We start from the raw sequence: 24,831 nt of genomic DNA on the forward strand, positions 1-24,831 counted from the left end.
TCGTCTCTCCCGGATGGGCGGGCGGCGCGGCGTCGCGCGGCCTTGCCCCTGATGGTCACAGGGACATTTGGCGTCAGACCACCCGATAGATCAAATCGATTGTCTTTGATTTCATCATAGATCGAACCTATGTGTCGCCCATGCTTCCCACCCTGCGACAGCTTCAGTATCTCAAGCTCCTGGCCGAACACGGCAGCTTCTCGCGCGCCGCAGAGGCCGCCCACGTCAGCCAGCCCGCCCTCAGCGCCGGGGTGCAGGAGCTGGAGCGCATCCTGGGCGCCCCGGTCGTGGAACGCACGCGCGGCGCTGTCATCATGACCGCTGTGGGCGCCGAGGCCGTGCGCCGGGCCGAGGACGTGCTGGCCCGGACCGAGGATCTGGTCGAGGCCGCCAAGAACGCCGGCCGCCTGCTGTCCGGTCGGTTCCGGCTGGGCGTCATCCCCACCGTCGCCCCCTTCCTGCTGCCCGCCAAACTGCCGTCGGTGAAGGCCGCCTATCCGAATCTGAAGCTGTTCATCCGCGAGGACCTGACGCCCCGGCTGACCGCGGCGCTGAAGGCCGGTCAGATCGACGCCGCCGTCATCGCCCTGCCCTATGAGGCGCAAGGGATCGAACACGCCCGCATCGGCGACGACGAAATCATGGCCGCCGCGCCCCACGACCACGCCCTGGCCGCCCCCGGCCCCATCCGGCCCGGCTCGCTGAAGGCGCAGGATCTGATCCTGCTGGAAGACGGCCATTGCCTGCGCGACCATGCGCTGGCGGCCCTGGACATCGAGGCGCCGCGCGGCGACGACGTCTTCGCCGCCACCAGCCTGCACACCCTGGTCCAGATGGTCGGCTCGGGCCTGGGCGTCAGCTTCCTGCCCAAGATGGCGGTCCAGGCGGGCCTCGCCGACAATCCCTCCGTCGCCATCCGCGCCTTCGAGAACCAGGCCGACGGCGCCCCGCCCCATCGCGAAATCGTCGTCGCCTGGCGATCCGGCTCCAGCCGCGCCGCCGAGGCCCGACTTCTGGCCGAGGCGCTGACGCTGGACTGACCGCAAAGCCCGCCGCGCCCGCCGTCCGGGCCTGCACAACGCGACGAAAGGCTGAAAGACAAAAGGGCCGGCGGATCGCTCCGCCGGCCCTCTTTTCGTGTCTCGGCGAACCGCGGACCTATTCGGCGGCGATCGGCGCTTCGGTTTCCGGGCCCCGCGCCAGATTGCGCAGCACATAGGGCATGACGCCGCCGGCGCGCAGATAGTCCAGCTCGGTCTGGTTATCGATGCGGCAACGGACCGGGAAGCGGGCCATCTTGCCGTCGGACGGACGGAACAGCTCGACCCACAGGTCCTGACGCGGCTTCAGCTTGCCGATGTTGGCGTCCGACAGGCCGCGGATCGTGACGATCTCCTCGCCCGTCAGGCCAAGCTTCAGCCAGCCGTCCTGCTTGAACTGCAGCGGCACCACGCCCATACCGACCAGGTTCGAACGGTGGATGCGCTCGAAGCTTTCGGCGATGACGGCGCGCACGCCCAACAGGTTGGTGCCCTTGGCCGCCCAGTCGCGCGACGAGCCGGTGCCGTATTCCTTGCCGGCGAAGACGACCAGCGGACGGCCTTCCGACTGATACCGCATGGCCGCGTCATAGATCGACATGGTGTCGCCCGACGGGAAGTGCTTGGTCACGCCGCCTTCGATCTCGGGCGTGATCTTGTTCTTGATGCGGATGTTGGCGAAGGTGCCGCGCATCATGACTTCGTGGTTGCCGCGACGGGCGCCGTAGCTGTTGAACTCGGCCGGCTCGACGCCGTGGTTGGTCAGATAGACGCCTGCGGGCGAGGTCTTCTTGATCGAACCGGCCGGCGAGATGTGGTCGGTGGTGATCGAGTCGCCGAAGATGGCCAGGACGCGCGCCTCCACGATGTCCTCCACCGGCGCCGGCTCCATCGACAGGCCCTCGAAATAGGGCGGGTTGGCGACATAGGTCGACTTGTCGTCCCACTGATAGGTCTGACCGCCGGCGACCTTGATGGCCTGCCAGTGCTTGTCGCCCTTGAACACGTCCTTGTAGCGTTTGGCGAACATGGCCGGCGTGACCGACTTCTTCTGGATGTCGGCGATCTCCTGGCTGGTGGGCCAGATGTCCTTCAGGAAGACGTCGTTGCCCTTCTTGTCCTGGCCGATCGGATCCTTGGTGATGTCGATCCGCATCGAACCGGCGATGGCGTAGGCCACGACCAGCGGCGGCGAGGCAAGATAGTTGGCCTGGACGTCGGGGTTCACCCGGCCTTCGAAGTTGCGGTTGCCCGACAGGACGCTGGTCGCGACCAGGGCGTTGTCGTTGATCGCCTTGGAGATCGCCGGATCCAGCGGACCCGAGTTGCCGATGCAGGTGGTGCAGCCATAGCCGACCAGGTTGAAGCCCAGGGCGTCCAGATCCTTCTGCAGGCCGGCGTCGGTCAGATAGTCGGTGACGACCTGCGAACCGGGGGCCAGCGAGGTCTTGACCCACGGCTTGGCCTTCAGACCCAGGGCGTTGGCCTTGCGCGCCACCAGACCGGCGGCGATCAGCACCGACGGGTTGGAGGTGTTGGTGCAGGAGGTGATGGCCGCGATCACCACGTCGCCGTCGCCGACCGAGAACTTCTCACCCTCGACATCGGCGCGCGGGGCGTCGGACGGACGGCCGAAGGTCTCGACCAGGGCGGTTTCGAAAGCCGGGGCGGCGGAGGTCAGTTCGACGCGGTCCTGCGGACGCTTCGGACCCGCCAGCGACGGCACGACGGTCGAGATGTCCAGTTCCAGCACGTCGGTGAAGACCGGGTCTTCGCTCGTCTCGTCGATCCACAGGCCCTGGGCCTTGGCGTAGGCCTCGACCAGGGCGACGCGCGCCTTGTCGCGGCCCGTGGCGGTCAGATAGCCGATGGTGGCGGCCGAGACGGGGAAGAAGCCGCAGGTGGCGCCGTATTCCGGGGCCATGTTGGCGATGGTCGCCTGGTCTTCGATGGTCATGTTCGGCAGGGCGTCGCCGAAGAACTCGACGAACTTGCCGACCACGCCCTTCTTGCGCAGCATCTGGGTGACGGTCAGGACCAGGTCGGTGGCGGTGGCGCCTTCCGGCAGACGGCCGGTCAGCTTGAAGCCGATGACCTCGGGGATCAGCATGGGGATCGGCTGGCCCAGCATGGCGGCCTCGGCCTCGATGCCGCCGACGCCCCAGCCCAGGACGGCCAGGCCGTTGATCATGGTGGTGTGGCTGTCGGTGCCGACGACGGTGTCGGGATAGGCGACGGTCTTCTTGCCCTCTTCCAGCGTCCAGACGGTCTGGGCCAGGTTCTCCAGGTTGACCTGGTGGCAGATGCCGGTGCCGGGGGGCACGACGCGGAAGTTGTTGAAGGCCGACGAACCCCAGCGCAGGAAGTTGTAGCGCTCGATGTTGCGCTCATATTCGCGTTCCACGTTCTGGCCGAAGGCTTTCGGCGTGCCGAAGTTGTCGACCATGACCGAGTGGTCGATGACCAGATCGACCGGCACCAGCGGGTTGATCTTGGCGGCGTCGGCGCCCAGGGCCGACATGGCGTCGCGCATGGCGGCCAGATCGACCACGGCGGGCACGCCGGTGAAGTCCTGCATCAGGACGCGGGCCGGACGGAAGGCGATCTCGTGCTCGACCGAGCCCTTGTTCTCGATCCAGGCGGCGACGGCCTTCAGGTCGTCCTCGGTGACGGAGACGCCGTCTTCGTTGCGCAGCAGGTTCTCCAGCAGCACCTTCATCGAGCGCGGCAGGCGGGAAATCCCGGCAAGCCCGGCTTCCTCGGCGGCGGGAAGGCTGTAATAGGCGTATTTCTTACGCCCGACGGAAAGGTCCTGGCGGGTATTGAGGCTGTCGATCGACGGCATGGAGAGTTTTCCTCTGGTCAGCGCCGCCCGAAAATCCGGTTGCGCCTTCGCGCGACAGACGCAGCGGCTCACAGGGCCCCTGCGCGCGCGGCGAAAGCCTGCTGCGGCGACCGTGCCTATAGCTCCGCCGAACCGCACCGTCCATGTGTCCACACCCCCGACAGGGACATTGAGAAGGGTTCGCAGATTTGCGCTGATGAATCTCCCTCCCCGTTCCGGGGAGGGTGGTCGCGCAGCGACCGGGTGGGGGCGGCCCGACAGGGACGCACGACCTAGAGCAAAGCAGATCGGTGATGTGGCGCGGCGCCCTCCCCACCCGGCTTCGCCTTACGGCTCAGCCACCCTCCCCGGCGCGGGGAGGGCGAATTACGCATGATCCACACCCTCGCCCTTTCCGGCCTGAGCGTCTCGCGTGGCGAGCGCCGGCTGTTCCACGGCCTGGATCTGACGCTGAAGGCGGGAGAATTGCTGACCCTGACAGGCGCCAACGGGGCGGGCAAGACCAGTCTGCTGCGCGCCATCGCCGGTCTGTTGCGGCCGGACGCGGGGACGGTCGTCTTTCAGGACGGCGACGGCAATCCGTTGGACGACCGGGTGGCGCGCGGGCGCGAGACCCACTTCCTGGGCCATCAGGACGGGTTGAAGACCGGGCGAACGGCGCGCGAGGAATTGGGCTTTCAGTGCGACTGGCTTGGCCACACGCCGCACGGGTTCGACCAGGCGGTCGAGACCTTCGGCCTGACGCCGCTTCTGGACCTGGAGGTGCGCCGCCTGTCGGCGGGCCAGCGCCGTCGCCTGGCCATGGGGCGGCTGGTCGGCTCGCCGCGCGCCCTTTGGCTGCTGGACGAACCGATGGCCCCGCTGGACGCCCGCTGGCGGGACGCCTTCGCCGACCAGATGCGCCGCCATCTGGACGCCGACGGCCTGATCGTCGCCGCCGTCCACGACCCCCTGCCCCTGACCTCGCGCACCCTGGACCTGGGAGGCCGGGCATGAGCGGCCCGCGACGTCCGCCCGGCCTGCGCGGCGCGACCCGCGTCCTGTTGGAGCGCGAACTGGACCTGGCCTGGAACGGCGGCGGAGGTCCGCTCCTGGCCTGCGGCTTCTTCGCCTGTCTGACGGCGGTGCTGCCCTTGGCGGTCGGCGGCGATCCACGCACCCTCGGTCCGGTCGCTGGCGGGATCGCCTGGCTGGCCCTGGCCCTGGCCTCGCTGCTGTCGCTGGAGCGGTTGTTCGAGCGGGACCTGGACGACGGGGCGCTGGATATTCTGGCCCTGGGCCATCTGCCGCTGGAATCGGTCGTCCTGATCAAGGCCCTGGCGCAATGGATCGCCGTCGGCCTGCCGCTGGCCCTGACCGCGCCGGTCGCAGCCCTGGCCCTGGGCCTGCCGCCTGCGCTGGCGCCCCTGACCGCCGTTTCGGCCCTGATCGGCGCCGCCGGCTTCGCCCTGACCGGGACGCTGGGCGCGGCCCTGGCGCTGGGCGCGCGACGCGGCGGCCTGCTGATCGCCGTGGTGGTCCTGCCGCTGTTCATCCCGCCGGTCGTGTTCGGCGCGGGCGCCCTGGAGCGGGCCGCCTCGGGCCAGCCCGCCGCCCCGGCCCTGGCCTTCCTTTGCGCCTATGTCCTGTTCGCCGCCGTGGTCACGCCTCTGGCGGGCGCCGCCGCCGTTCGCAACGCGCAAGGGTGAGCTTGCCCGCCGCCCCTTCGCCGCGTAAGCGCTGAACCGATGTTCGGCCTGTCCAATCCGCAGCGCTTCATGGCCTTCACCGGCCCGTTGACGCCCGTGCTGTGGGGGCTCGCCGCCGTGCTGCTGGGCGTCGGCGCCTGGCTCAGCTTCACCGTTCCGGCCGATTACCAACAGGGCGACACGGTGCGGATCATGTTCGTCCATGTCCCCGCCGCCACCTGGGGACTGGGCGCCTATGCGGCGCTGGGCGTCTCCAGCTTCTTCGCCCTCGTCTTCCGCCACGCCTTGGCCGACGCCGCCGCCCGCGCCGCCGCCTTGCCGGGCGCGGCCTTCACGGCCCTGGCCCTGATCACCGGCTCGCTGTGGGGCCAGCCGATGTGGGGGACCTGGTGGGTGTGGGACGCGCGCCTGACCAGCGTCTTGGTGCTGTTCCTCTTCTATCTCGGCTATATGGCGCTGAGGGCCTCCATCGACGACGAGCAGAAGGCCGGGCGCGCCGCCGCCGTCCTGGGTCTGGTCGGGCTGATCAATCTGCCGATCGTGAAATTCTCGGTCGACTGGTGGAACACCCTGCATCAGCCCGCCAGCTTCCTGACCCCCGGATCGTCCGGGCTGGACCCCGTCTATCTACCGCCCTTCCTGACCATGCTGGCGGCCTATGGGGTGCTGTTCCTGGCCCTGTGGCTGACGGCGATCCGCACCGAAATCCGCCGCCGCCGCGTCATGACCCTGCGCGCCCGTCTGGCTCAGGAGGCCTGAAGCCATGCTCGACCTCGACATGACCCCCTACGCCGCCTTCGTCTGGCCCGCCTGGGGGATCAGCGCCCTGGTCCTGACGGCCCTGACCGTCCGCGCCTTCGCCGCCGCCCGCAAATGGAAGCGCGAACTGGCCAGACTTGAGACGGCCGATAGGGAGGCAGACGGCGCTCAAGTAGCGCGAAGCGCGGTAGCGCCAAAAGAAAACGGGCTTCGCCCGTGAGCCGCTGGCTGGCGCTCCTGCCCCTCGCCGTGCTGGCGGCGCTGGCGGCCCTGTTCGTCGGCTGGTCGCTGAAGCGCGATCCGGCCTTCAAGCCCGACGCCCTGGTCGGCCAGACCATCCCCGAGACCGTCCTGCCCCTGCTGTCGGGCGATCAGGCGGGACCGGGCAATCTGGACCTCAAGACCGCCGGGGTCGGTCGGCCCATGCTGGTCAACGTCTTCGCCTCCTGGTGCGCGCCGTGCCGGGTCGAACACCCCAAACTGCTAGCGCTGAAGGCGCGCGGCGTCGCCGTCGTCGGCGTCGCCTACAAGGACGAGCCGGTCGCGACCCGCGCCTTCCTGGACGAGATGGGCGATCCCTATTCCATGGTGCTGGTGGACCGCGAGGGCCGGGCGGGCCTGGACCTGGGCATTTCCGGCGTGCCCGAAACCTTCGCCGTCGATGCGATGGGCCGCATCACCGCCAAACAGTCCGGCCCGCTGCTGGACGACGCCGACATCGACCGGCTGGTCGCCTCCATGCAGGCCCCCGCCCGTCCGGCGCCGACCGCCCGCTGAGGCGGCGTTAACCCTTTTTCGAGGGATTGCGTTAACCATGTCGGCATGAGCGCGATTCGCCCCGGCCTGCCGTTGAACACGCCCGCCCAGGGCCTCGATCTGCCCAGCGCGCGCAACGCCCAGGCGGCCTTCTTCCGCGCCGCCCTGAACCAGACCGCCGCTCCTCAGTCCGCCCCGGCCCCGGCCCCGGCGCCAGCCGCCGCCGTCATGTCCGCCATTCGCACCGCCACGCCCGGCCGGCCGGTCCAGGCGCCCGCCGCCCCGCCCGCGCGCGAGGAGCCGAGAATCCTTCGTCCCGGCTCCTACCTCGACATCCGCGTCTGATCAGTTCCAGCCCCGACTGGCGATATACTGCTGCAACATCTCGATCCGCGTCGCATCCGACGGATGGGTCGAGGCGAACTGCGGCGTCTGGGTCTGACGCTGCGCCGCCATCAGCCGCCACAGGGCCACGGCCTGCGACGGCCTGAACCAGGCCGCCTGCATATAGTCGACGCCCAGCCGATCGGCCTCCAACTCGTCCCGCCGCGAATAGGGCAGCAACAGACCGTACTGCGCCGCCAGCCCGCCATAGGCGTTCACCGCGTCGCCATAACGCCCGGCCGCGCCCCCGACCGCCGCCAGGCCGATGCTGGTCGCCGTCTGGCTGGACGCCCGTTCGGCGGCGTGATTGGCGACGACATGGCCGATCTCATGGCCGATCACGCTGGCCAGCTGATCGTCGTTCTGAACCAGGGCCAACAGGCTGGTCGTCACCCCGATCTGACCCGACGGCAAAACGAAGGCGTTGGGGCTGTTGTTGGTGAAGACGGCGTATTCCCAGGGCCGACCGCCCAGGCCGGCCGCCTGCACCAGCTTGTCGCCGACGCTGCGGATGCGCTGCACCTGGGCGCCGGTGGTGATGACGCCCGGCTTGGCGATCGCCTCGCGCCAGGCGGCGGTCGATTGCTGCGACAGGGCGGCGTTGTCGACGATCAGGAACTGGCTGCGGCCCAAGGCTTCGTTGTAGGCGCAGGCCGACAGAACCGCCGCAGAGACGCCCAGCGCCAGGACGATGCGGGCCGAAGCAAGACGGGAAAGACGGATCACGAAAAGACCTCCTGAAGCGATGACGCGCAGCCAAGCAAATCTCGCAGCGGCGGTCGAGTTTCATCGCCCGGAACGACAAACGGCCCGCCGTTCCCGGCGGGCCGTTTTGTGGTCTCGACATGGAGCGGGCGAGGCGATTCGAACGCCCGACCCCAACCTTGGCAATGTTGAGGATCAGCATTTCCGGGCTTTTCAGGACGTTCCGAAAATCAGCTTTGTACGTTGTTTTGCATAGAGTTTCTTGTTTATCCGGTTGCGGAGCGTTTCGGCCGTTTTCACTTGAGTTGGTAGCGGAGTGGTAGCGGTGGCTCGGAAATGAGCGTATATTTCTATCGCCATGACGAAGCAAAAACTCACCAAGCGCGTGGTTGAGAGCGTGCCCGTTCCAGAGACCGGCGAGGGTCGGATCTGGGACAGCGAGATCGCAGGCTTCTGCCTCCGAATCTATCCTGGGACGGAAACCCGACAGGGCCATGCCGCCAAGTCTGTCCGAAGGATGTTCGCCATCAAGTATCGGGTCCGCGGGATCCAGCGCTGGCTGACGCTCGGCGAGCATGGGGATGGGCCGGACAAGCTCACGGCGGATCGGGCTCGCAAGGAGGCGGCGGCGGTGGTGGTCGATGCGCGGCGCGGCATCGATCCCGGCGAAGCCCGCAGGCGCATCGAGGGTCTCACCGTCAAAGGCCTGGTCGAGCTGTATCTGGACAAGGGACCGGACGACAAACCGACCAAACGGGATTCGTCATGGGCCATGGACCGGACGAACCTCGAGCGCCATGTCGTGCCCCTGCTTGGCAAGATGGCGCTTGATACGGTCACCCGCGACCACATCACCGGGATGATCCGATCGATCACGGCCGGGAAGACCGCCAAGGATGTGAAGACCAAACTTCGTGGTCGATCCATCGTTAAGGGCGGAGCAGGCATCGCTGACCGCACCTATTCCACCCTGCGGGCGACCTTCAACTGGGCGATCGACAAGGGCCATTTCGCCGGCCCTAACCCGTGCGCCAAGGTCGAACGAAAGCTCCGACCGGCGGTCGAACGCTTCCTGTCAGAGGCCCAGGCCCAGGACCTGATCGCCGCTCTCGACGCCCTGGAGGCGGATGCGACGATCTCCGAACGGCAGGGCGCGGTCTATCGGCTTCTGCTTCTGACGGGCGCGCGGCGCAACGAAATCGCAGGCCTGCGCTGGACGGAGGTCGATTTCGACCGGCGCCGGCTCGTGCTGCCGCCGAGCCGCACCAAGGCCGGCGGTCGCACTGGGGATCGTCGGATCTCGCTCAACGACATGGCCTTCGGAATCCTGCAGCGCCTCTACAAGACCCGCGGTCGAAGCCAGTTCGTCTTCCCGGCCACCAAGGGCGACAACGGATACGCGACCTCCGAGTCCAAGATCTGGCGCGATAAGGTGCTCCCCAAAGCCAAGCTGGAAGGCGTCCGCATCCACGACCTGCGCCACAGTTTCGCAAGCTTCGCCCTGGCCGACGGCGCCAGTCTCCCGATGATCGGCAAGGCGCTGGGACACGCCAACAGTCGCGCCACTGAACGGTATGCCCATCTAAGCGATGATCCGGTTCGGGCCCTTGCGGAGCGGATTGGTGAGCGATTCAGTCCCAAAATCTGAAGTCGGGGGCGACCACCTAACTGCGGTATCGGTCCGACAGTGTAGCTGAGCCAGTTTGATCGAGGGTGCTTTTTGGACACCCAGGGTGTTCCAACACGCCAAACACCAAACCAACTCGTCCTTGGCAGTTATCATGCGGGCTGAGGCAGATCGCCGACCTACACGCTCAGCTTGGGAACAGGTCTCGAACCGGGACATAACCTTGACCCGTTTCGGACGCCCGGCGGCTCTTGGCGTTGATCACGTCCTTGAGCGAAAGCTTCCTGTCGAGAAGGTCATGAATGTCCAGGCCGTCCATCAAGACGACTCGCCTGGTCTGGAAACGCTGAAGCGCCTCGACGGAAAACCCGCCGTAGCTGATGAAAAGGCCCCGCGTCCATATGGGCCGGTCCTCCAACCGGCCCTGAAAGCCTTGCAGGGTGATCAGGTCGACGGGGTGGTTCTGCCATTTGGCTTCGAGCAGCACGGTGGCGTCACCAAGTTGAAAGCTACCGTCGATCTGTTCACCGATGATCTTGAACGCCTTGCGCGCATCGAGCCGCCAGGCGTCGAACATGCCTTTCAGGAATTTTTCGAAAGCGAAGCCACGGGGATGGGGGGCCAGAGTCATTATCTCGCGGAGGCTCGTCATCAGTGCGGCATGATCAACGGCATCCTCTGCCTCCGATGCCGGGTGTGTCGGCACTGGGGACAGGGTCAACGGCTTACCGCCAAGCCGCACGATCAAGGCCGACAGGTCCGTCCCAAAATCGATCAACGGATCAGCCTCACCGCTGATCCGCAACGTCATCTGCCGATAGCCCCACAGCGACACCAGTATCTTCCGTATGCCTGCCGGCTGCGCCTTTTCCAGGAAGGCTCTCAGGCGCTTGCCCTTCGATGTCCCATAGATCGCATAGGCGTCGTCGTAGATGTCGATCCCGACTTCCGAGCGGAAGAACGCGGCGTATGTGGCGTTGGTGAAGTCGAGTACGTGCCCGCCGGACTCGAACAGTTCGAGCGCCATCTTCATCTCGAGGCCTGTCAGAATCGTCATGCGAAGTACCTGGGATGAGACGGCAGGTTGAGTTGGTTTTTGTAATTCATGCAAAGACCGCCGTACGAGAGTCATATCCGATTGGCGCAAAATACTAAATAACGCACAGCACGAAAAACTATGGTACGAACGGCACGATAAACTATCATAGGTACGTCACGATAAACTCGCTCACGTACTGGGCGGGACGAGATCCAAGCGGCTGAAAAGAGTCCTGTATGACGCCGAACGAAAAGCTGGCTGCGGCCCTAGAAACCCTGAGAACGCTCCAGGAGCGCGGTCAGGTCGCCATACCGTCCGCCGACCTGACGCGATCGACACGGGAGGTACTGCTCAAGAACCGGTTTCTGCAACCCGTCATCAAGGGCTGGTACGTCGCGAGCCACCCCGGCGAACGTCCGGGCGACACCACGAGCTGGTACGCCGCCTTCTGGGGTTTCTACCGGGACTATCTTGAGGGCCGCTTCGGTTCGGACTGGATCCTCAGCCCGGAGCAGTCCCTCAGGCTCCAGGCCGGCGATACCGTGGCTCCCGCCCAACTCCTGGTGCGATCGCCTGCTGCGAACAATCAACCCACAGCCTTCCTGCACGGGACGTCCCTGTTCGAGACCAGGGCCGCTCTCCCCGACGCCGCCGACATGCTCGAATGGCAAGGTCTCCGGCTCTACCGACCCGCGGCCGCCCTGATCCTCGCTCAAGCCGTCTTCTTCGAGCAGAACCCTCTTGAAGCACGCACCGTTCTTTCCACTCTGGGCGACGCCTCCGAACTTCTGGCCCGACTTCTGGCGGGAGGCCACAGCGTCGTCGCCGGCCGCCTCGCCGGGGCCTTTCGCAACATCGGTCGAGATCGTGAGGCGCAGGACATTCTGGAGACGATGCGAACCGCCGGCTATGAGGTCCGCGAGACGGATCCTTTCCGGGAGCGCGCCCGCATCCCCTATCAACGGGACCGATCGCCCTATGTGCATCGTATCCGCACGATGTGGGCGCAGATGCGCGAAGCCGTCATCGGACGGTTCCCGCAACCGGCCTCGCGGGTCAATGACGTCGACGCCTATCTCGCCGAGGTCGACGGACTCTATGTGACGGACGCCTATCACTCGCTTTCGATCGAGGGCTACACCGTCAGCCCGGAACTTATCGAACGGGTACGCTCGGGTCAGTGGACGCCCCAGGCCGATCCGGACGACCGCCGGATGGAGGATGCCCTGGCGGCCCGAGGGTATTGGCAAGCGTTCCAAGCGGTCCGCGAAAGCGTGCGCGAGGTCATTGGCGGCGCCAACCCCGGGGCTGTCGCGGACAGGGACCATCAACGCTGGTACCGGGAAATGTTCGCCCCGAAGATCGTCGCGGGATTATTGCGGCCCGAGAATCTGGCCGGTTATCGAAACGGACCCGTCTATCTCAAGGGCTCTCGACACGTCCCCCTGAACGCGGACGCGGTGCGTGACGCCATGCCGGCATTCTTCACCCTGTTGACGGATGAGCCGGACCCGGCGGTGCGCATCGTCCTGGGCCATTTCATCTATGTCTACATCCACCCGTATTTCGACGGTAATGGCCGGACCGGTCGCTTCCTGATGAACGTGATGATGGCGGCTGGGGGCTACCCCTGGACAGTCATTCCCAAACAATCGAGGGCTGACTACATGGCCGCTCTGGAAGCCGCGAGCACCTTTGGCGACATCGGCCCGTTCACGGACTTCCTGGCCGCTCACCTGGGCCACGCGGCGATTACCGCCGCCTAGTCCCGACGACGAGCCGGAGAGGAGCGCGTCAGGGCGGACTGATCGCCCTGCATGACCATTTCCCGATCTGGAGCCGGCCCGGCTCGCCGCCCGGCGCGCAGGATGGAAGGCTTGGCGCCCGGATCGACGACGGCGGACAGTCGCAGGTCGTCGATGGCCATATAGGCACCGGGATTGAAGGTACCGAAGGTGAGTTCTTCCGCCGCCAGGGTGTTCATCAATCCGGCGATGAAGAAAGCGAACTCTCGGATGTGGATCGGCGTGGAAAAGGGACCCCGTTAGCGGTGTGATCGGCGTCGAATAAGGACCCCTCATTCCTGAGGTCTAACGGTGGCGGCTTGGCGGATGTCAGGCGGCGAGTTCGGGATGTTGGTGTTGGAGACGGTGTTGAGGATCCGGCGCGAGTTTGCGTCCGGCAAGGCGATCAAAGCGATCGCGCGTGACCTTCGATTGTCGCGCAAGGTGGTTCGCAAGGCGATCCGGGAGCCGGATGCGGAGTTCGCCTATCGGCGGGCGGTGCAGCCGTTGCCAAGGCTGGGGCCGTTCCAGGCCAGGCTCGATGAACTGCTGGAAGAGGACGAGGCGCGGCCGCGGCGCGAGAAGCTGCGGATGACGCGGGTCCATGACCTACTGGTGCGCGAGGGGTTCGACGGGTCGTATGACGCGGTCCGGCGCTACGCGGCGGGGTGGCGGCTGAAGCGACGCCGGGGCGTGGCGGATGCACCGTCGTTCATCCCGCTGATGTTCAGGCCGGGCGAAGCCTACCAGTTCGACTGGAGCCACGAGGACGTGGAGATCGCGGGCAAGCCGATGCGGGTGAAGGTGGCGCACATGCGACTGTGCGCGTCACGCGCGATCTATGTTCGGGCCTACCCGCGCGAGACCCAGGAGATGCTGTTCGACGCGCATGCGCGGGCGTTCGCCTTCTTCGGCGGGGTGCCGACGCGCGGGATCTACGACAACATGAAGACGGCGGTGACGACTGTGTTCACGGGCAAGGACCGGCTGTTCAACCGGCGCTTCCTGGTCATGGCGAGCCACTACATGGTGGAGCCGACGGCTTGCTCGCCGGCGGCGGGCTGGGAGAAGGGCCAGGTCGAGCACCAGGTCCAGACGGCGCGGGGACGGTTCTTCCAGCCGCGCCTGCGCTTCACCAGCCTGGAGGAGTTGAACGGCTGGCTGGAGGCCGAATGCCGTCGCTGGGGCGAGCTGCGCCAGCATCCCGAGCAGAAGGAGCTGACGGTCGCCCAGGCCCTGGCCGCCGAGCGCCCGGCGCTGCAGCCCATGCTGGGCCCGTTCGACGGCTTCCACGAGAGCGAGCACGCGGTGACCGGGACCTGCCTGATCAGCTTCGACCGCAACCGCTACTCGGTGATGGCTAGAGCGGGACGCCGTACGGTGCAGGTCCGCGCCTATGCCGACCGGATCGTCGTGCGTTGCGAGGGTGAGGTCGTCGCCGACCATCGCCGGTTCTTCGGTCGAGACCGCACCCTGTATGACCCATGGCATTACCTGCCGGTGCTGGCGACCAAGCCCGGCGCCCTGCGCAATGGCGCGCCGTTCCAGGACTGGGAGCTACCGCCCGCCCTGGCGCGCCTGAGGCGCAAGCTGGGTGCGGGTGACGAAGCCGATCGCCGGTTCGTGCGGGTTCTGGCGGCTGTGCTGGAAGACGGCCTGGAGCCGGTCGAGGCCGCCGCGCGCGAGGCGCTCGCTGCCGGGACCGTGAGCGACGACGTCATCCTCAACATCCTGGCGCGCCGACGCGAACCGCCCCGGCCGCTGAGCATCGTCACGTCGGATGACCTTGCCCTGCGGCATCCGCCTCAGGCGGACTGCGACCGCTACGACAGTCTGCGAGGCCTGCATGCAGCGGCATGAGATGATGGCGGCCCTGACCGGCCTGGGCCTCAAGGGCATGGCCGGCGCCTTCGACGAGGCGGTCACCACCGGCCTGCAGCGCAAGCGCACGACCATGGAGATCCTCGCCGACCTGCTCCGCGCCGAGACGACCCACCGGCATGCGGCTTCCATCCGGTACCGGATGGCGGCAGCCAAGCTGCCGGCCGTGAAGGACCTGGACGCCTTCGTGTTCGACGACACGCCGATCAACGAGGGGCTGGTGCGCTCGCTGCACAGCGGCGCCTTCCTGGCGAACCGGCGCAACATCGTGCTGGTCGGCGGGACAGGCACGGGCAAGACCCACCTGGCCACCGCCATCATCACCAACGTCGTGCGCGCCGGGGCGCGTGGCCGCTACTTCAACACCGTCGACCTGGTGAACCGCCTCGAGGAGGAGACCCGCCTGGGCAAGGCCGGTGCGCTGGCTGCTCACCTCTGCCGCCTCGACGTCGTGGTCCTCGACGAGCTCGGCTACCTGCCGTTCGCACGCTCCGGCGGCCAGTTGCTGTTCCACCTGATCAGCAAGCTCTACGAACGGACCTCGGTGATCGTCACGACCAACCTCGCCTTCGGCGAATGGCCGACCGTGTTCGGCGATCCCAAGATGACGACGGCCCTGCTCGACCGCATCACCCACCACTGCGACATCGTCGAGACCGGCAACGACAGCTGGCGCTTCAAGCACCGCAGCTGACCCCACCAAAAGAACGCCAAGCGAGGGTTGAGCCTCCGGTCGGGCTACGCCCTCCCTACGCCCCAACCCTCGCAAGCGGTGCGCTCGTGACGTCCATCACGAACCCCAAAAGGGGGTCCCTATTGCACGCCGATAGGGGGTCCCTTTTAGACGCCGATTGACAGACCATGCTCGTGATCATGGTCGAAGAACTCGACGTCGAAGTCATGAGTGTGATTGTCGTGGCCCAGAACCAGCCGCGCCGTGAAGGCGTGGGGTTCGGGAATGACGTCAGCCGACTCGAGATAACCATCGCGAGCCTCGAAGCCGAATATCTGAACAGAGCCATCAGCCCGGGTGGTCGCGACGGTGACGTCGTCGCCCCTCGGAACCGGCCCTTTTTCTGGCGCGAACCGGAACCGTGGGGGCACGCCGTCCTCGAAGATACTCAGGCTGACGACGCCATGGCCGGTGTCGATCCAGCGCGTCTCGTCATGGTCATGGTCATGGTCGTGGTCATGCTCGCTGTGGACGGCGTTCTGCTCGCGCCATGTGGCGAAGAGCATCCATGCGGCGACACCGAGGATGATCACGGCCGAGGCCAGTTGGAACCAGCCCTCCGAGGCTTCGATGTCGAAGAACTGGCCGAAGTAGAGCCCGGTCAGGGCGATGGCCCAGACGATAGCCGTATGGGACAGAGTCGCCGACAAACCCAGCAAGATCGCCTGCCAGACCGTACCGCGCACCGCAACGATGAAGGCCGCCATCATCGTCTTGGAGTGGCCGGGCTCCAGCCCGTGCAAGGCTCCCAGCAACAGGGCCGAGGGAATGAACAGCCAGGCGTGGGCCGAGCCCTGCGACAGCAGGTCTGCAAACGGGGTCATCGGCGTCTCACAGGTATTTGGTGATGTCTTTGAACTCGGCCATGGCCTGGCGGGCCTCGGCCGGGTCGCCCTCCGCCGCATGGGCGAGGCAATGGTCGATGTGGTCGTGGATCAGGGTCTTCTTGGCCGCCGCCACGGCCTTCTCGATCGCGTGAAGCTGCTGGGCGAGATCCAGACACGTTCGGCCGCCCTCGATCATGGCGATGGTCTTGCGAAGATGCCCCTCGGCGCGCTTCAGCCGATTGACGATCTCAGGGTGGGATTCGTGGACGACGTGAGCCATGACACCATGCTATCCCCCTGGAGGGGATATGACCAGCCTCGCCTGAATGACTCCCGCACTGGATACGCCTCGATGTTCTCGCCACTCGGTCACGCCGGTTACCGGCATCTGTTCATCGCCCAAGTCGCCGCCCTGCTCGGCACCGGCATGGCGACGGTGGCTCTGGGTTTGCTGGCCCATGATCTGGCCGGGGCCAATGCCGGCGAGGTGCTCGGCATGGCCCTCGCCATCAAGATGATCGCCTATATCGGCGTCGCGCCGTTCGCGAGCGCGCTGGCGGCCCGGCTGCCCCGCAAGGCGCTGCTGGTCTCGCTGGACGTCGTCCGCGCCTGCGTCGCGGGAGCCCTGCCGTTCGTGGGCGAGGCCTGGCAGGTCTACGCCCTGATGACGGTGCTCTATGTCGCATCCGCCGCCTTCACCCCAGCGTTCCAGGCGATGATCCCGGACCTGCTCCCGGACGAGGCCGAATACACCAAGGCCCTGTCGCTCTCGCGCCTCGCGGCCGACCTGGAGAGCGTGGCCAGCCCGATGCTCGCGGCCGTCCTGCTGGCATTCATGAGTTACAACAACCTGTTCGCCGGCACCGCCCTGGGGTTCGTGATCTCGGCCCTGTTCGTCGTCAGCGCCGCCCTGCCGGTCCTGACCCAGGCGGTCCAGAAGCCCTTCCTGCAGAGGCTTACCGGCGGTGTTCGCCTGTTCGCCCTGACGCCCCGTCTGCGCGGTCTGATCGCCATCAGCCTCGCCGAGGCCGCCGGCGGGACCATGGTCTTCGTCAACACCGTGGTTCTGGTGCAGTCGCGCTTCGCCATGTCCGGTCAGGCCGCCGCCTGGGCCCTGGCGGCGTTCGGCGCCGGCTCGATGGTGGCGGCGGTCGCCCTGCCTCGCCTGCTGGACCGGATCGCCGACCGCACTGCCATGCTGTGGGGCGCGGCCCTCATGACCATCGTTCTGCTCGCAGGATCGGTGCTGGCGACCAGCTATGTCGCCCTGCTGGTTCTTTGGGCCGTCATGGGCGTGGGCTACTCCCTCACCTTGACGCCGGCGGGACGTGCCCTGCGCCGGTCATCGAACGCCCAAGACCGTCCGGCCTTGTTCGCAGCGCAGTTCGCCCTGTCCCACGCCGCCTGGCTGATCGCTTATCCGGTGGCGGGGTTGGTCAGCGCCGCGGCGGACCCCAGCGCGGCCTTCCTGGTTCTGGCGGCCCTGTGCGCCACGGGCACGGTCCTCGGCTTTCTGGTCTGGCCCGCCAATGACCCGGCCGACCTGCCGCATCGTCACGACGCCATGCCCAGCGACGATCCACACCTCAACGTCCAATCCGGCGAGGCCGCTCATAGCCACCCCTTCGTCATCGACGAGCGTCATCCACGCTGGCCGAAGACGAAGGATTGAGGCTGGGTCCCAGGCAACACTCCGGGTGACCTGATCAATCGACGAAATCGACGCTCTCGTAGTCGCCGGATGTCTGGAGCGTGATCGTCACCGTCTCTCCGCTGCGATTGCGCCAGAACCAGCCGTGATGCCCCCCGAAGGCGGCGGTGATCACACCCGACTCTCAAACCCCTGGGTCGCGGTGCAGTGGCGAAAACGAGACGCCATCGAGGTCCATTTACCGCCTGTGTTCGCCAAGCGGGACATCGCCTTTAAGGGCGTCGGCGCCAAACGGGTCTCGCCCGCGCTCAACCAGATCGAGCTGAACGACGGAGCCGTCGTCGACTACGACTATCTGGTCATCGCCACGGGTCCCGAACTGGCCTTCGACGAGATCGCGGGCCTGGGACCGCATGGCGGCTTTACCCAGTCGGTCTGTCATGTGGATCACGCCGAGGCGGCGGGGACGGCCTTCGACGCCTTCGTCCTGAACCCGGGTCCGATCGTCGTCGGCGCCGTGCAGGGCGCCTCCTGCTTCGGCCCGGCCTACGAGTTCGCGATGATCCTCGACACGGAGCTCAGACGCCGCAAGATCCGCGACCGGGTGCCGATGACCTTCGTCACGTCCGAACCCTACGTCGGCCACCTCGGCCTTGACGGCGTCGGCGACACCAAGGGTCTGCTCGAAAGCGAGATGCGCAATCGCCACATCAAATGGGTCACCAATGCCAGGGTCACGTCCGTTGAGGCTGGTCTGATGCATGTCGAGGAGATCGCCGACGATGGCGCGGTCAAACAGACCCATGACCTGCCGTTTGCCTATTCGATGATGCTGCCGGCGTTCCGCGGCGTCGCCGCTGTAAGGGGGGTCGAAGGCCTGACCAATCCGCGCGGCTTCATCGTCATCGACAAGCACCAGCGCAATCCGACCTATCCGAACGTCTTCGGCCTCGGAGTGTGCGTGGCCATAGCGCCGACCGGCAAGACCCCGGTGCCGGTCGGGGTCCCGAAGACCGGCTTCATGATCGAGAGCATGGTCACCGCCATCGCCCACAACATGACCGAGATCCTCGATGGCAAACCCCCGACGCACGAGGCCACCTGGAACGCCTTCTGCCTCGCCGACTTCGGCGACGGCGGCGTGGCCTTCGTCGCCCAGCCCCAGATTCCGCCCCGCAACGTCAACTGGTCGGCGAGCGGAAAATGGGTCCACCTCGCCAAGGTCGGGTTCGAAAAATACTTCTTGGGCAAGATCAGGCGCGGCGAGACCGAGCCCTTCTACGAGAAGCTGGCCCTGGAGATGATGGGCCTGCGCAAGATCAAGGCCTGACCCATGGGCCAGTTCGTCTGCCCGGTCTGTCGCGCGGTCAATCGCGCGCCAGACGGCAAGGACCCGCTGGCGGCCAAATGCGGTCGCTGCGGCGAGCGGCTGTTCACAGGACGTCCGGTCGATGTCGACACCAGGGCGCTGGGCGTCCATCGCGCGTCCACCAAGGGCGCGGCGGTGCTGGTCGATGTCTGGGCGCCGTGGTGCGGCCCCTGCCGCGCCATGGCTCCCAACTTCGCAGCCGCAGCGAGCCTCCTGGAGCCGGACGTCCGGCTGCTGAAACTCAACTCCGAGGCCGAGCCGCAGGCTGCGGCAGCCCTCGGCATCTCAGGCATTCCGGCGCTGCTGCTCTTTCGCGACACGAAGATTATCGCCCGGAGCGCCGGGCTGCTGAGCACCCCAAAGATCGTCGCCTGGACACGCCAGGCGCTTGGCCCAGCGCGCGAGGCCTGACCGGAGACCGACCATGACCTTAGACCGTGCCGTATTCGCCTTCCTTGGCTGTGTTATCCTGGCAAGTGTCGCCTTGGCGCATTTCGTGAATCCCTGGTGGATCGCGCTGACGATCTTCGCCGGCCTGAATGCGCTCCAGGCTGCTTTCACCGGCTTCTGTCCCGCGGCGATGCTGTTCAAAAGGTTCGGCGTCAGGACCGGAGCAGCCTTCCGCTAAGTTCGGTCTTAAGCGCTTACAAAGACCCTGTGTAACCACCCTTCAAGGACAGGGGCTATCCGTTCGATGTGCCGAACGTCGCCTTTAATCACCAATAAAACGACAGCTCATTGCGGAAACATGGAGGAGTGGATCCGCTACCAAAGCGAACGCGCTATGGTCGGTTGTCCGCCACGGCTTCGGTCTCGGTGAGCATTTCTGACCTAAGGGTCTTCGAGATGTACGGCAGGACCGGCCGACCACAAGGCGTCAGACGTTCACGACCGTGGGATGGGCGGGCCGACGCTGGCGTCCAGACCAAAGACTGCAGAAACCGGGAATACGTCATACAGCCACAGGTCTACCCACGCCTGTGCCCCCCTCGTCCGCTCGTGACGAAGGGAGCAGCGCAATACAGTCTAGCGGGCCTGACGGAGGCGTTCAGCTGCGGCGCGATAGCGTTCGTAGTGATCACCTTCGTCGGAGGCGATCTGCCGGAACATCGCTGCAGCGCGCGTATCGCCCGCTGCCTGGGCCTGATCTGCGAACCCGACATACATGGTGACGTTCTCGTACTGCTCCCCGGCCATCGCATCCACCAGATTGGCCTCGTTGGTCCCGTCCAGCTTCAGGGCGTCGGCTTCGCGCGCAAAATGCTCGTTGGCCTCGACGTTGGCGGAGCTTTCGAACAGTTGGGCCAGTTCGGCATTGCCGCTCTCGCGGGCGACCTCAGCGTAGCGAAGATACTTGAGGTTGGCGAAGGCCTCGCCATGCATGGCGGCTTCCAGATTGGCCCGCGTCTGCGGGTTCAGGTCCTGAGCGGATGCCGCTCCGGCCGAAAGGGCGACGGCGACGGCGGTGGTCAGAAAGATCTTGAGGGTCATGGGAAGGCTCCGGTGTCTGGGATGCGCCCGATGCGCCGGTGCTGTCTCGCCCCGAAGGCTGACCGGAGCCTGACGAAATGAAATCACCCGGCCGCTCACGTTCGGACTGAATGTCGCCCCAGCCGTCAGGTCGCCGTCAGCTTCGGACGTCAGGTTGGCGTCACCGGGTGATGTCGTCCGGCGACAAGTCCAGCTTTCTCGAGGCTCCCCATGAAGACGTTCCTGATTCCTTCGGGCATCGCCCTGACCCTCGCCGCTACCGTAGGCATGGCCATGACCGGCTTTGCGACCTCGGTCTCGGCCGGCCCGGTTTGCACCACCGCGCCCCGCGCCCAATGGCTGACCGAGGCCCAGATGCGGGCTCGTGTGGCCCAACTCGGCTACACCAACATCCGCGTCTTTCAGGTCAGCGGCAGCTGCTACGAGATCTATGCCCGCGCCGCCAATGGCCGTCGCGCCGAGGTCTATTTCAACCCAGTGACTGGCGCCGTGGTCCAGAACAACGAGGATTGAGCGCAGTGACCAAGGCAACCGTGGTTCTTGGGGATGGGTCACTCGCCCCATCCCCTGCGGAGACACCCAAGCGCACCAAGGTCTGGGATCCGGTCGTTCGACTGTTTCACTGGACCCTTGTCACAGGGATCGTCGCCAACCTGACTGTGTTTCGTGAGCTGAAGGCGGTGCACCGATACGTCGGCTATGTGATCGTCGCGGCGATCGCGATCCGGCTGGTCTGGGGTTTTGTCGGTCCGCAGCATGCGCGGTTCTCCGACTTCATTGCCGGCCCCCGTCGCCTCGCCGGCTACCTGACGGCCATGATCCAGCGGCGTGAGCCGCGCTACATCGGTCACAATCCTGCAGGCGGCCTGATGATGATCGCTCTGATCCTCCTGTCGCTCTCCTGCGGCGTCACCGGCTGGATGATGGGACTCGATGCCTTCTGGGGAGCACCCTGGCTTGAGGCCACTCACGAGACCGCCGCCAACACCATCATGGCGCTTGCGATCCTGCATGTCGTCGCAGCCCTCGTGGAAAGCTGGCGTCACCGCGAAAATCTGGTCATGTCGATGGTGACCGGCTGGAAACGCGCCGCCAGCGGAACGGATGTCGATCATGCGTCTCCTCCTCGTTGAAGACACGGTCCGGCTGGGCGAGCTCCTGAGCGAAGGGCTCGCCCGCGACGGCTTCGTCGTGGACTGGCGTCAGGACATCGAGGGCGCGGCGGAGGCGGTCGCCAGCGCGACCTACGATCTGATCCTCCTCGACCTCGGACTGCCGGATGGCGACGGGCTCGACTGGGTCAGGACCCTGCGGCGCGCGACCGACCTGACGCCCATTCTGGTGCTGACCGCGCGCGGGGGGCTCGACGATCGGGTTACGGGGCTGGACGCCGGCGCGGACGACTATCTGGTCAAGCCATTCGAGGCTTCGGAGCTGTCGGCGCGGTGTCGCGCGATCCTGCGGCGGCCCGGTCAGCGGATGACGCCGGTGCTTCACGTCGGCGCGCTCGCCTTTAACGTCGCGTCGCGCCAGGCCGCGCACGGTGACCTGCCGATCGAACTCTCCCGCCGTGAAGGCGACCTTCTGGAGACGCTGATGCGTCGGGCGGGTTCGGTCGTGACCCGGGGGTCGTTGGAGGAATCGCTCTATGCATTCAACGAGCCGGTCACGCCCAATGCCGTCGAGGTGGCGGTCTCCAGACTGCGCCGCAAGCTCGACGATGCGGGGTGCACAGGAATGCTGCACACCGTCCGTGGGCTGGGCTATCTGATGCGGGACGCCGTCGCTTGACCCGCACCCCCTCTATCTTCCAGCGCCTGATGCTCGGGTTTGCGCTGATGAGCGTCATCGGCGGCTTCATTCTGCTTCTGTTTGTCGGCGTCGAGTACGGCCTGTCGTCTCGCGCGAGGCGGGCCGAGATCCAGTTCGCGGGGATCGCGAACGAGGTCGCCGACCATGTCGTGGTGCCCCTGCTCGTCTTGATCGTGCCCATGACCCTGGCTGCGCTTTGGGTGATCCGGTCATCCCTGCGGCCGCTGAGCCTTGCCGGCGCGCGGATTGAGGCCGCCCAGGCCGCCGACAAGGGTTTCCGGGTCGATGTGCATGACTTTCCGGCCGAGGCGACGGGCTTCGCCGACGCCGTCAACGGTATGCTCTCGCGTCTCGATGAAGCCGCGACCCGTCAGGAAGCCTTTGCCGCCGACGTCGCCCATGAACTGCGAACGCCGCTGGCCGTGCTCGCGCTCGAGCTGGATCGGCTCGAATCGCCCGAGGGCCAGCGGTTGAAACGGGATGTTTCGGCGATGTCGCGACTGGTCGATCAGCTTCTGGTGCTGGCGCAGCTGGACGCGCAGGCGGCGGCTCCTGTGTCGGCAACTTCGGTTGATCTGGCCGAAATCGCTACGGAAATCGTCTCGCAGTATGCCCCTCTCGCCGTCGCGGACGACAAGTCGGTGGCGTTGGAACTCAATGATGACGTCTTAGTCAAAGGTCGCCGAGAGGCCATCGGCGCCGCGCTTAGAAATCTGGTCGAGAACGGGCTGCGGGTGACGCCGTCCAGCGGAACGGTGACGGTTACGGCCGGCCCGGGCGCGCGGCTTTCGGTGAGCGACGGCGGGGGCGGACTGACGCCGGAGCGCCTTGCTGACCTCAGCCAACGTTATCGCCGTGGAGATCACGCCAGCACAAGCGGCGCGGGTCTGGGATTGGCTATCGTCTCGCGCATCATGGCGGCGCATGGTGGATGGATCGAGACCCGGCCGGATCGGTCCGAACTAATCCTCGTCTTTGCCCATTCCACCGAGACCCAATCATGAGCCGTCTTGAGCGCCATCCCGAACGCCATCTGGTCTCCCGGATCGGCTGGCTTCGAGCCGCTGTTCTGGGGGCCAACGATGGGCTGGTGTCGACCGCCAGTCTGATCGTTGGCGTCGCCGCCGCCCAGACCAGCAAGACCGGGATCCTCGTCGCGGGCGTTGCCGGCCTGGTCGCCGGCGCCATGTCCATGGCGGCGGGCGAATATGTTTCGGTCAGCTCGCAGGCCGATACGGAGGCGGCCGATTTGGCACGCGAACGCGCCGAGCTCGATGCTGACCCCGATGCCGAGACCCGCGAACTGGCCGCGATCTATCGCAGCCGGGGCGTCGATGCGCATGTGTCGTTGGAAGTCGCGCGCCAGCTGATGGTCCATGATGCGCTGGGGGCGCACGCGCGGGACGAACTGGGGTTATCGGAACATACGGCGGCGCGCCCGATCCAAGCCGCCCTGACTTCGGCGGCAACCTTCTCGGTGGGAGCGGTCCTGCCGCTGGCGATGGTGGTCGTGGCCCCCGGATCGCTGCTCGTCGCCCTGGTGTCGGGCTCAGCCCTCGTCGGGCTGGCTCTGCTGGGCGGTATCGGCGCCAGGGTCGGCGGCGCCGGTATCGCCAAGGCTATCGTGCGCGTCACCTTCTGGGGGGCATTCGCCATGGGTTTGACCGCCGGCATCGGCCACCTGTTCGGGACCGTCATCTAGCCCGGCTGTGCTCAAGCCGGTTCAGTCTTCGTCCGCTTCCCCGGCTTCGCCGCCGTCACCGCCGTCACCGCCTTCGCCGGCTTCGCCATGCGCGCCCGGTGTGAAGGCCTGCTGGTCGATGCGGGTCGCGGCATAGGCGGACCCCGCCACGACGAGAACGGCGAGGGGAACGGCCAAGCGCGCCGGCGGGGTGGCATCCAAGGCACTAGGAAAGTGAGTGGTTTTCTTGCTGCCGGTGATCATGGCGCCGATCAGGTTGTCCCGGGTCAAGAACGACATGGCCACCACCGCGACGACGTGCAGGGCGATCATAGCCAGAAGGATGTAGGCGATGGCCTCATGCCCGCCCTCGCCGCCCGTGATGCCGGTGAAGGTGGTCGCGGCGACGAGGGCCAGAAGCACAATCACAGCGATCCCGCCCAGCGGGTTGTGGCCCAGCGATGCATGAACCCGCCCCGCGAACAGTCCTCTCACATGGCCCGCCATCCGCGACGGACGGATCAGGTTTGCGAAGCGTGCGTGTTCCCCGCCCACAAAGCCCCAGAGGAGCCGGAAGGCGATCAGGATCGCCGCCACCCAGCTCGCTGACCCGTGCCAGGGTGACAGGGCGCTGCCCTCCTCTGAGGACAGAAAGGCGAGCGCGATCGCGGCCACGAGGAGCCAGTGGAACAGGCGGACGCCCCAGTCCCAGGTCTTGATGATCCTGATCGCCTTCGGAGCCGTGCTGGTCATAGAAAC

28 protein-coding genes are annotated in these 24,831 nt (G+C 66.5%); 20 read left to right on the forward strand and 8 right to left on the reverse strand.

Annotation, left to right across the window (positions count from 1 at the left end; genetic code table 11):
- The first annotated feature begins 140 nt into the window (after positions 1-140).
- Positions 141-1,040: a hydrogen peroxide-inducible genes activator gene (locus ACWPV3_RS02595; protein ID WP_453976730.1), complete on the forward strand. Its 900-nt coding sequence runs from the start codon at positions 141-143 to the stop codon at positions 1,038-1,040.
- Between the two features lie 118 nt (positions 1,041-1,158).
- On the opposite strand, the gene acnA is transcribed toward ACWPV3_RS02595, so the two are convergent.
- Positions 1,159-3,885 (reverse strand): aconitate hydratase AcnA, encoded by a 2,727-nt coding sequence (gene acnA / locus ACWPV3_RS02600; protein WP_453976731.1) that lies wholly within the window; start codon positions 3,883-3,885, stop codon positions 1,159-1,161.
- 372 nt (positions 3,886-4,257) lie between these two features.
- Between acnA and ccmA the strand changes: the two genes are divergently transcribed.
- From ccmA to ACWPV3_RS02630, 6 genes are read left to right on the forward strand one after another with little or no spacing between them, the layout of a single operon-like run.
- Complete coding sequence (gene ccmA / locus ACWPV3_RS02605; RefSeq protein ID WP_453976732.1) at positions 4,258-4,881, forward strand: heme ABC exporter ATP-binding protein CcmA; 624 nt, start codon at positions 4,258-4,260, stop codon at positions 4,879-4,881.
- Positions 4,878-5,573 (forward strand): heme exporter protein CcmB, encoded by a 696-nt coding sequence (gene ccmB, locus ACWPV3_RS02610; RefSeq protein ID WP_453976733.1) that lies wholly within the window; start codon positions 4,878-4,880, stop codon positions 5,571-5,573. The genes ccmA and ccmB overlap by 4 nt, the downstream gene beginning before the upstream one ends.
- 39 nt (positions 5,574-5,612) lie before the next feature.
- Complete coding sequence (locus ACWPV3_RS02615) at positions 5,613-6,332, forward strand: heme ABC transporter permease (protein WP_453976734.1); 720 nt, start codon at positions 5,613-5,615, stop codon at positions 6,330-6,332.
- A gap of 4 nt (positions 6,333-6,336) precedes the next feature.
- Entirely contained in the window at positions 6,337-6,552 is a 216-nt protein-coding gene (gene ccmD, locus ACWPV3_RS02620) for a heme exporter protein CcmD (protein WP_453976735.1), read from the forward strand.
- Positions 6,549-7,109, forward strand: coding sequence for a DsbE family thiol:disulfide interchange protein (locus tag ACWPV3_RS02625; RefSeq protein ID WP_453976736.1), 561 nt, complete (start codon positions 6,549-6,551; stop codon positions 7,107-7,109). The genes ccmD and ACWPV3_RS02625 overlap by 4 nt, the downstream gene beginning before the upstream one ends.
- Before the next feature lie 45 nt (positions 7,110-7,154).
- Positions 7,155-7,433 carry a hypothetical protein gene (locus tag ACWPV3_RS02630; protein ID WP_453976737.1) on the forward strand — a complete coding sequence of 93 codons (279 nt, stop codon included), beginning with the start codon at positions 7,155-7,157 and terminating at the stop codon, positions 7,431-7,433.
- On the opposite strand, the gene ACWPV3_RS02635 is transcribed toward ACWPV3_RS02630, so the two are convergent.
- A complete protein-coding gene (locus ACWPV3_RS02635) occupies positions 7,434-8,198 on the reverse strand; it encodes a M48 family metallopeptidase (protein WP_453976738.1) in 765 nt (254 codons plus the stop codon).
- Between the two features lie 337 nt (positions 8,199-8,535).
- Here ACWPV3_RS02635 and ACWPV3_RS02640 point away from each other — a divergent pair, with 337 nt between their 5' ends.
- Positions 8,536-9,825 carry a tyrosine-type recombinase/integrase gene (locus tag ACWPV3_RS02640; RefSeq protein WP_219352879.1) on the forward strand — a complete coding sequence of 430 codons (1,290 nt, stop codon included), beginning with the start codon at positions 8,536-8,538 and terminating at the stop codon, positions 9,823-9,825.
- Positions 9,826-9,991: 166 nt separating this feature from the next.
- Here the strand turns inward: ACWPV3_RS02640 and ACWPV3_RS02645 are convergent, their stop codons facing one another.
- Positions 9,992-10,861, reverse strand: coding sequence for a restriction endonuclease (locus ACWPV3_RS02645; RefSeq protein WP_219352878.1), 870 nt, complete (start codon positions 10,859-10,861; stop codon positions 9,992-9,994).
- A 218-nt stretch (positions 10,862-11,079) separates the two neighbouring features.
- On the opposite strand from ACWPV3_RS02645, the gene ACWPV3_RS02650 reads away from it, so the two are divergent.
- The gene (locus ACWPV3_RS02650; RefSeq protein WP_219352877.1) at positions 11,080-12,609 is read left to right on the forward strand and encodes a Fic family protein; all 1,530 of its coding nucleotides are present in this window, start codon (positions 11,080-11,082) and stop codon (positions 12,607-12,609) included.
- On the opposite strand, the gene ACWPV3_RS02655 is transcribed toward ACWPV3_RS02650, so the two are convergent.
- Positions 12,606-12,827 carry a hypothetical protein gene (locus ACWPV3_RS02655; protein WP_219352876.1) on the reverse strand — a complete coding sequence of 74 codons (222 nt, stop codon included), beginning with the start codon at positions 12,825-12,827 and terminating at the stop codon, positions 12,606-12,608. The genes ACWPV3_RS02650 and ACWPV3_RS02655 overlap by 4 nt on opposite strands.
- Before the next feature lie 148 nt (positions 12,828-12,975).
- Here ACWPV3_RS02655 and istA point away from each other — a divergent pair, with 148 nt between their 5' ends.
- Entirely contained in the window at positions 12,976-14,487 is a 1,512-nt protein-coding gene (gene istA, locus ACWPV3_RS02660; protein WP_374036561.1) for an IS21 family transposase, read from the forward strand.
- The gene (gene istB, locus ACWPV3_RS02665) at positions 14,474-15,202 is read left to right on the forward strand and encodes an IS21-like element helper ATPase IstB (RefSeq protein ID WP_128115569.1); all 729 of its coding nucleotides are present in this window, start codon (positions 14,474-14,476) and stop codon (positions 15,200-15,202) included. Before istA ends, istB begins: the two co-directional genes overlap by 14 nt.
- 146 nt (positions 15,203-15,348) lie before the next feature.
- Here istB and ACWPV3_RS02670 read toward each other — a convergent pair whose 3' ends face one another.
- Positions 15,349-16,065, reverse strand: coding sequence for a nickel/cobalt efflux transporter (locus tag ACWPV3_RS02670; protein WP_453976739.1), 717 nt, complete (start codon positions 16,063-16,065; stop codon positions 15,349-15,351).
- 7 nt (positions 16,066-16,072) lie between these two features.
- Positions 16,073-16,348 (reverse strand): metal-sensing transcriptional repressor, encoded by a 276-nt coding sequence (locus tag ACWPV3_RS02675; RefSeq protein WP_292227072.1) that lies wholly within the window; start codon positions 16,346-16,348, stop codon positions 16,073-16,075.
- Between the two features lie 72 nt (positions 16,349-16,420).
- Between ACWPV3_RS02675 and ACWPV3_RS02680 the strand changes: the two genes are divergently transcribed.
- From ACWPV3_RS02680 to ACWPV3_RS02695, 4 genes are all read left to right on the forward strand, one after another.
- Positions 16,421-17,740, forward strand: coding sequence for an MFS transporter (locus ACWPV3_RS02680; protein ID WP_453976740.1), 1,320 nt, complete (start codon positions 16,421-16,423; stop codon positions 17,738-17,740).
- A 226-nt stretch (positions 17,741-17,966) separates the two neighbouring features.
- Positions 17,967-19,049 carry an NAD(P)/FAD-dependent oxidoreductase gene (locus ACWPV3_RS02685; protein ID WP_453976741.1) on the forward strand — a complete coding sequence of 361 codons (1,083 nt, stop codon included), beginning with the start codon at positions 17,967-17,969 and terminating at the stop codon, positions 19,047-19,049.
- Positions 19,050-19,052: 3 nt separating this feature from the next.
- Positions 19,053-19,499, forward strand: a complete 447-nt coding sequence (locus tag ACWPV3_RS02690; protein WP_292227076.1) for a thioredoxin domain-containing protein — start codon at positions 19,053-19,055, stop codon at positions 19,497-19,499.
- Positions 19,500-19,512: 13 nt separating this feature from the next.
- Positions 19,513-19,716 (forward strand): YgaP family membrane protein, encoded by a 204-nt coding sequence (locus tag ACWPV3_RS02695; protein WP_292227078.1) that lies wholly within the window; start codon positions 19,513-19,515, stop codon positions 19,714-19,716.
- 398 nt (positions 19,717-20,114) lie between these two features.
- Here the strand turns inward: ACWPV3_RS02695 and ACWPV3_RS02700 are convergent, their stop codons facing one another.
- The gene (locus tag ACWPV3_RS02700; RefSeq protein WP_201098234.1) at positions 20,115-20,579 is read right to left on the reverse strand and encodes a rubrerythrin family protein; all 465 of its coding nucleotides are present in this window, start codon (positions 20,577-20,579) and stop codon (positions 20,115-20,117) included.
- A 210-nt stretch (positions 20,580-20,789) separates the two neighbouring features.
- Here ACWPV3_RS02700 and ACWPV3_RS02705 point away from each other — a divergent pair, with 210 nt between their 5' ends.
- From ACWPV3_RS02705 to ACWPV3_RS02725, 5 genes are read left to right on the forward strand one after another with little or no spacing between them, the layout of a single operon-like run.
- Positions 20,790-21,092: a PepSY domain-containing protein gene (locus ACWPV3_RS02705; protein WP_236261161.1), complete on the forward strand. Its 303-nt coding sequence runs from the start codon at positions 20,790-20,792 to the stop codon at positions 21,090-21,092.
- Between the two features lie 5 nt (positions 21,093-21,097).
- On the forward strand, positions 21,098-21,712 hold the full coding sequence (locus tag ACWPV3_RS02710) for a cytochrome b/b6 domain-containing protein (RefSeq protein WP_307417609.1): 615 nt from the start codon (positions 21,098-21,100) through the stop codon (positions 21,710-21,712).
- Positions 21,693-22,370 (forward strand): response regulator transcription factor, encoded by a 678-nt coding sequence (locus tag ACWPV3_RS02715; RefSeq protein ID WP_236261163.1) that lies wholly within the window; start codon positions 21,693-21,695, stop codon positions 22,368-22,370. The genes ACWPV3_RS02710 and ACWPV3_RS02715 overlap by 20 nt, the downstream gene beginning before the upstream one ends.
- On the forward strand, positions 22,367-23,395 hold the full coding sequence (locus ACWPV3_RS02720; RefSeq protein WP_453976742.1) for a sensor histidine kinase: 1,029 nt from the start codon (positions 22,367-22,369) through the stop codon (positions 23,393-23,395). The genes ACWPV3_RS02715 and ACWPV3_RS02720 overlap by 4 nt, the downstream gene beginning before the upstream one ends.
- Positions 23,392-24,093, forward strand: coding sequence for a VIT1/CCC1 transporter family protein (locus tag ACWPV3_RS02725; RefSeq protein WP_201098238.1), 702 nt, complete (start codon positions 23,392-23,394; stop codon positions 24,091-24,093). Before ACWPV3_RS02720 ends, ACWPV3_RS02725 begins: the two co-directional genes overlap by 4 nt.
- 21 nt (positions 24,094-24,114) lie before the next feature.
- Here the strand turns inward: ACWPV3_RS02725 and ACWPV3_RS02730 are convergent, their stop codons facing one another.
- Positions 24,115-24,825, reverse strand: coding sequence for a cytochrome b/b6 domain-containing protein (locus ACWPV3_RS02730; protein WP_453976743.1), 711 nt, complete (start codon positions 24,823-24,825; stop codon positions 24,115-24,117).
- Between the last annotated feature and the right edge of the window lie 6 nt (positions 24,826-24,831).

It is taken from the genome of Brevundimonas sp. Marseille-Q4549, from assembly GCF_976940555.1.

Coding starts and splice junctions, on each gene's coding strand:
- ACWPV3_RS02595 (WP_453976730.1), top strand. CDS start 141: ATGCTTCCCACCCTGCGACAGCTTCAGTATCTCAAGCTCCTGGCCGAA.
- acnA (WP_453976731.1), bottom strand. CDS start 3,885: ATGCCGTCGATCGACAGCCTCAATACCCGCCAGGACCTTTCCGTCGGG.
- ccmA (WP_453976732.1), top strand. CDS start 4,258: ATGATCCACACCCTCGCCCTTTCCGGCCTGAGCGTCTCGCGTGGCGAG.
- ccmB (WP_453976733.1), top strand. CDS start 4,878: ATGAGCGGCCCGCGACGTCCGCCCGGCCTGCGCGGCGCGACCCGCGTC.
- ACWPV3_RS02615 (WP_453976734.1), top strand. CDS start 5,613: ATGTTCGGCCTGTCCAATCCGCAGCGCTTCATGGCCTTCACCGGCCCG.
- ccmD (WP_453976735.1), top strand. CDS start 6,337: ATGCTCGACCTCGACATGACCCCCTACGCCGCCTTCGTCTGGCCCGCC.
- ACWPV3_RS02630 (WP_453976737.1), top strand. CDS start 7,155: ATGAGCGCGATTCGCCCCGGCCTGCCGTTGAACACGCCCGCCCAGGGC.
- ACWPV3_RS02640 (WP_219352879.1), top strand. CDS start 8,536: ATGACGAAGCAAAAACTCACCAAGCGCGTGGTTGAGAGCGTGCCCGTT.
- ACWPV3_RS02645 (WP_219352878.1), bottom strand. CDS start 10,861: ATGACGATTCTGACAGGCCTCGAGATGAAGATGGCGCTCGAACTGTTC.
- ACWPV3_RS02650 (WP_219352877.1), top strand. CDS start 11,080: ATGACGCCGAACGAAAAGCTGGCTGCGGCCCTAGAAACCCTGAGAACG.
- ACWPV3_RS02655 (WP_219352876.1), bottom strand. CDS start 12,827: ATGAACACCCTGGCGGCGGAAGAACTCACCTTCGGTACCTTCAATCCC.
- istA (WP_374036561.1), top strand. CDS start 12,976: ATGTTGGTGTTGGAGACGGTGTTGAGGATCCGGCGCGAGTTTGCGTCC.
- istB (WP_128115569.1), top strand. CDS start 14,474: ATGCAGCGGCATGAGATGATGGCGGCCCTGACCGGCCTGGGCCTCAAG.
- ACWPV3_RS02670 (WP_453976739.1), bottom strand. CDS start 16,065: ATGACCCCGTTTGCAGACCTGCTGTCGCAGGGCTCGGCCCACGCCTGG.
- ACWPV3_RS02675 (WP_292227072.1), bottom strand. CDS start 16,348: ATGGCTCACGTCGTCCACGAATCCCACCCTGAGATCGTCAATCGGCTG.
- ACWPV3_RS02680 (WP_453976740.1), top strand. CDS start 16,421: ATGTTCTCGCCACTCGGTCACGCCGGTTACCGGCATCTGTTCATCGCC.
- ACWPV3_RS02690 (WP_292227076.1), top strand. CDS start 19,053: ATGGGCCAGTTCGTCTGCCCGGTCTGTCGCGCGGTCAATCGCGCGCCA.
- ACWPV3_RS02695 (WP_292227078.1), top strand. CDS start 19,513: ATGACCTTAGACCGTGCCGTATTCGCCTTCCTTGGCTGTGTTATCCTG.
- ACWPV3_RS02700 (WP_201098234.1), bottom strand. CDS start 20,579: ATGACCCTCAAGATCTTTCTGACCACCGCCGTCGCCGTCGCCCTTTCG.
- ACWPV3_RS02705 (WP_236261161.1), top strand. CDS start 20,790: ATGAAGACGTTCCTGATTCCTTCGGGCATCGCCCTGACCCTCGCCGCT.
- ACWPV3_RS02715 (WP_236261163.1), top strand. CDS start 21,693: ATGCGTCTCCTCCTCGTTGAAGACACGGTCCGGCTGGGCGAGCTCCTG.
- ACWPV3_RS02725 (WP_201098238.1), top strand. CDS start 23,392: ATGAGCCGTCTTGAGCGCCATCCCGAACGCCATCTGGTCTCCCGGATC.
- ACWPV3_RS02730 (WP_453976743.1), bottom strand. CDS start 24,825: ATGACCAGCACGGCTCCGAAGGCGATCAGGATCATCAAGACCTGGGAC.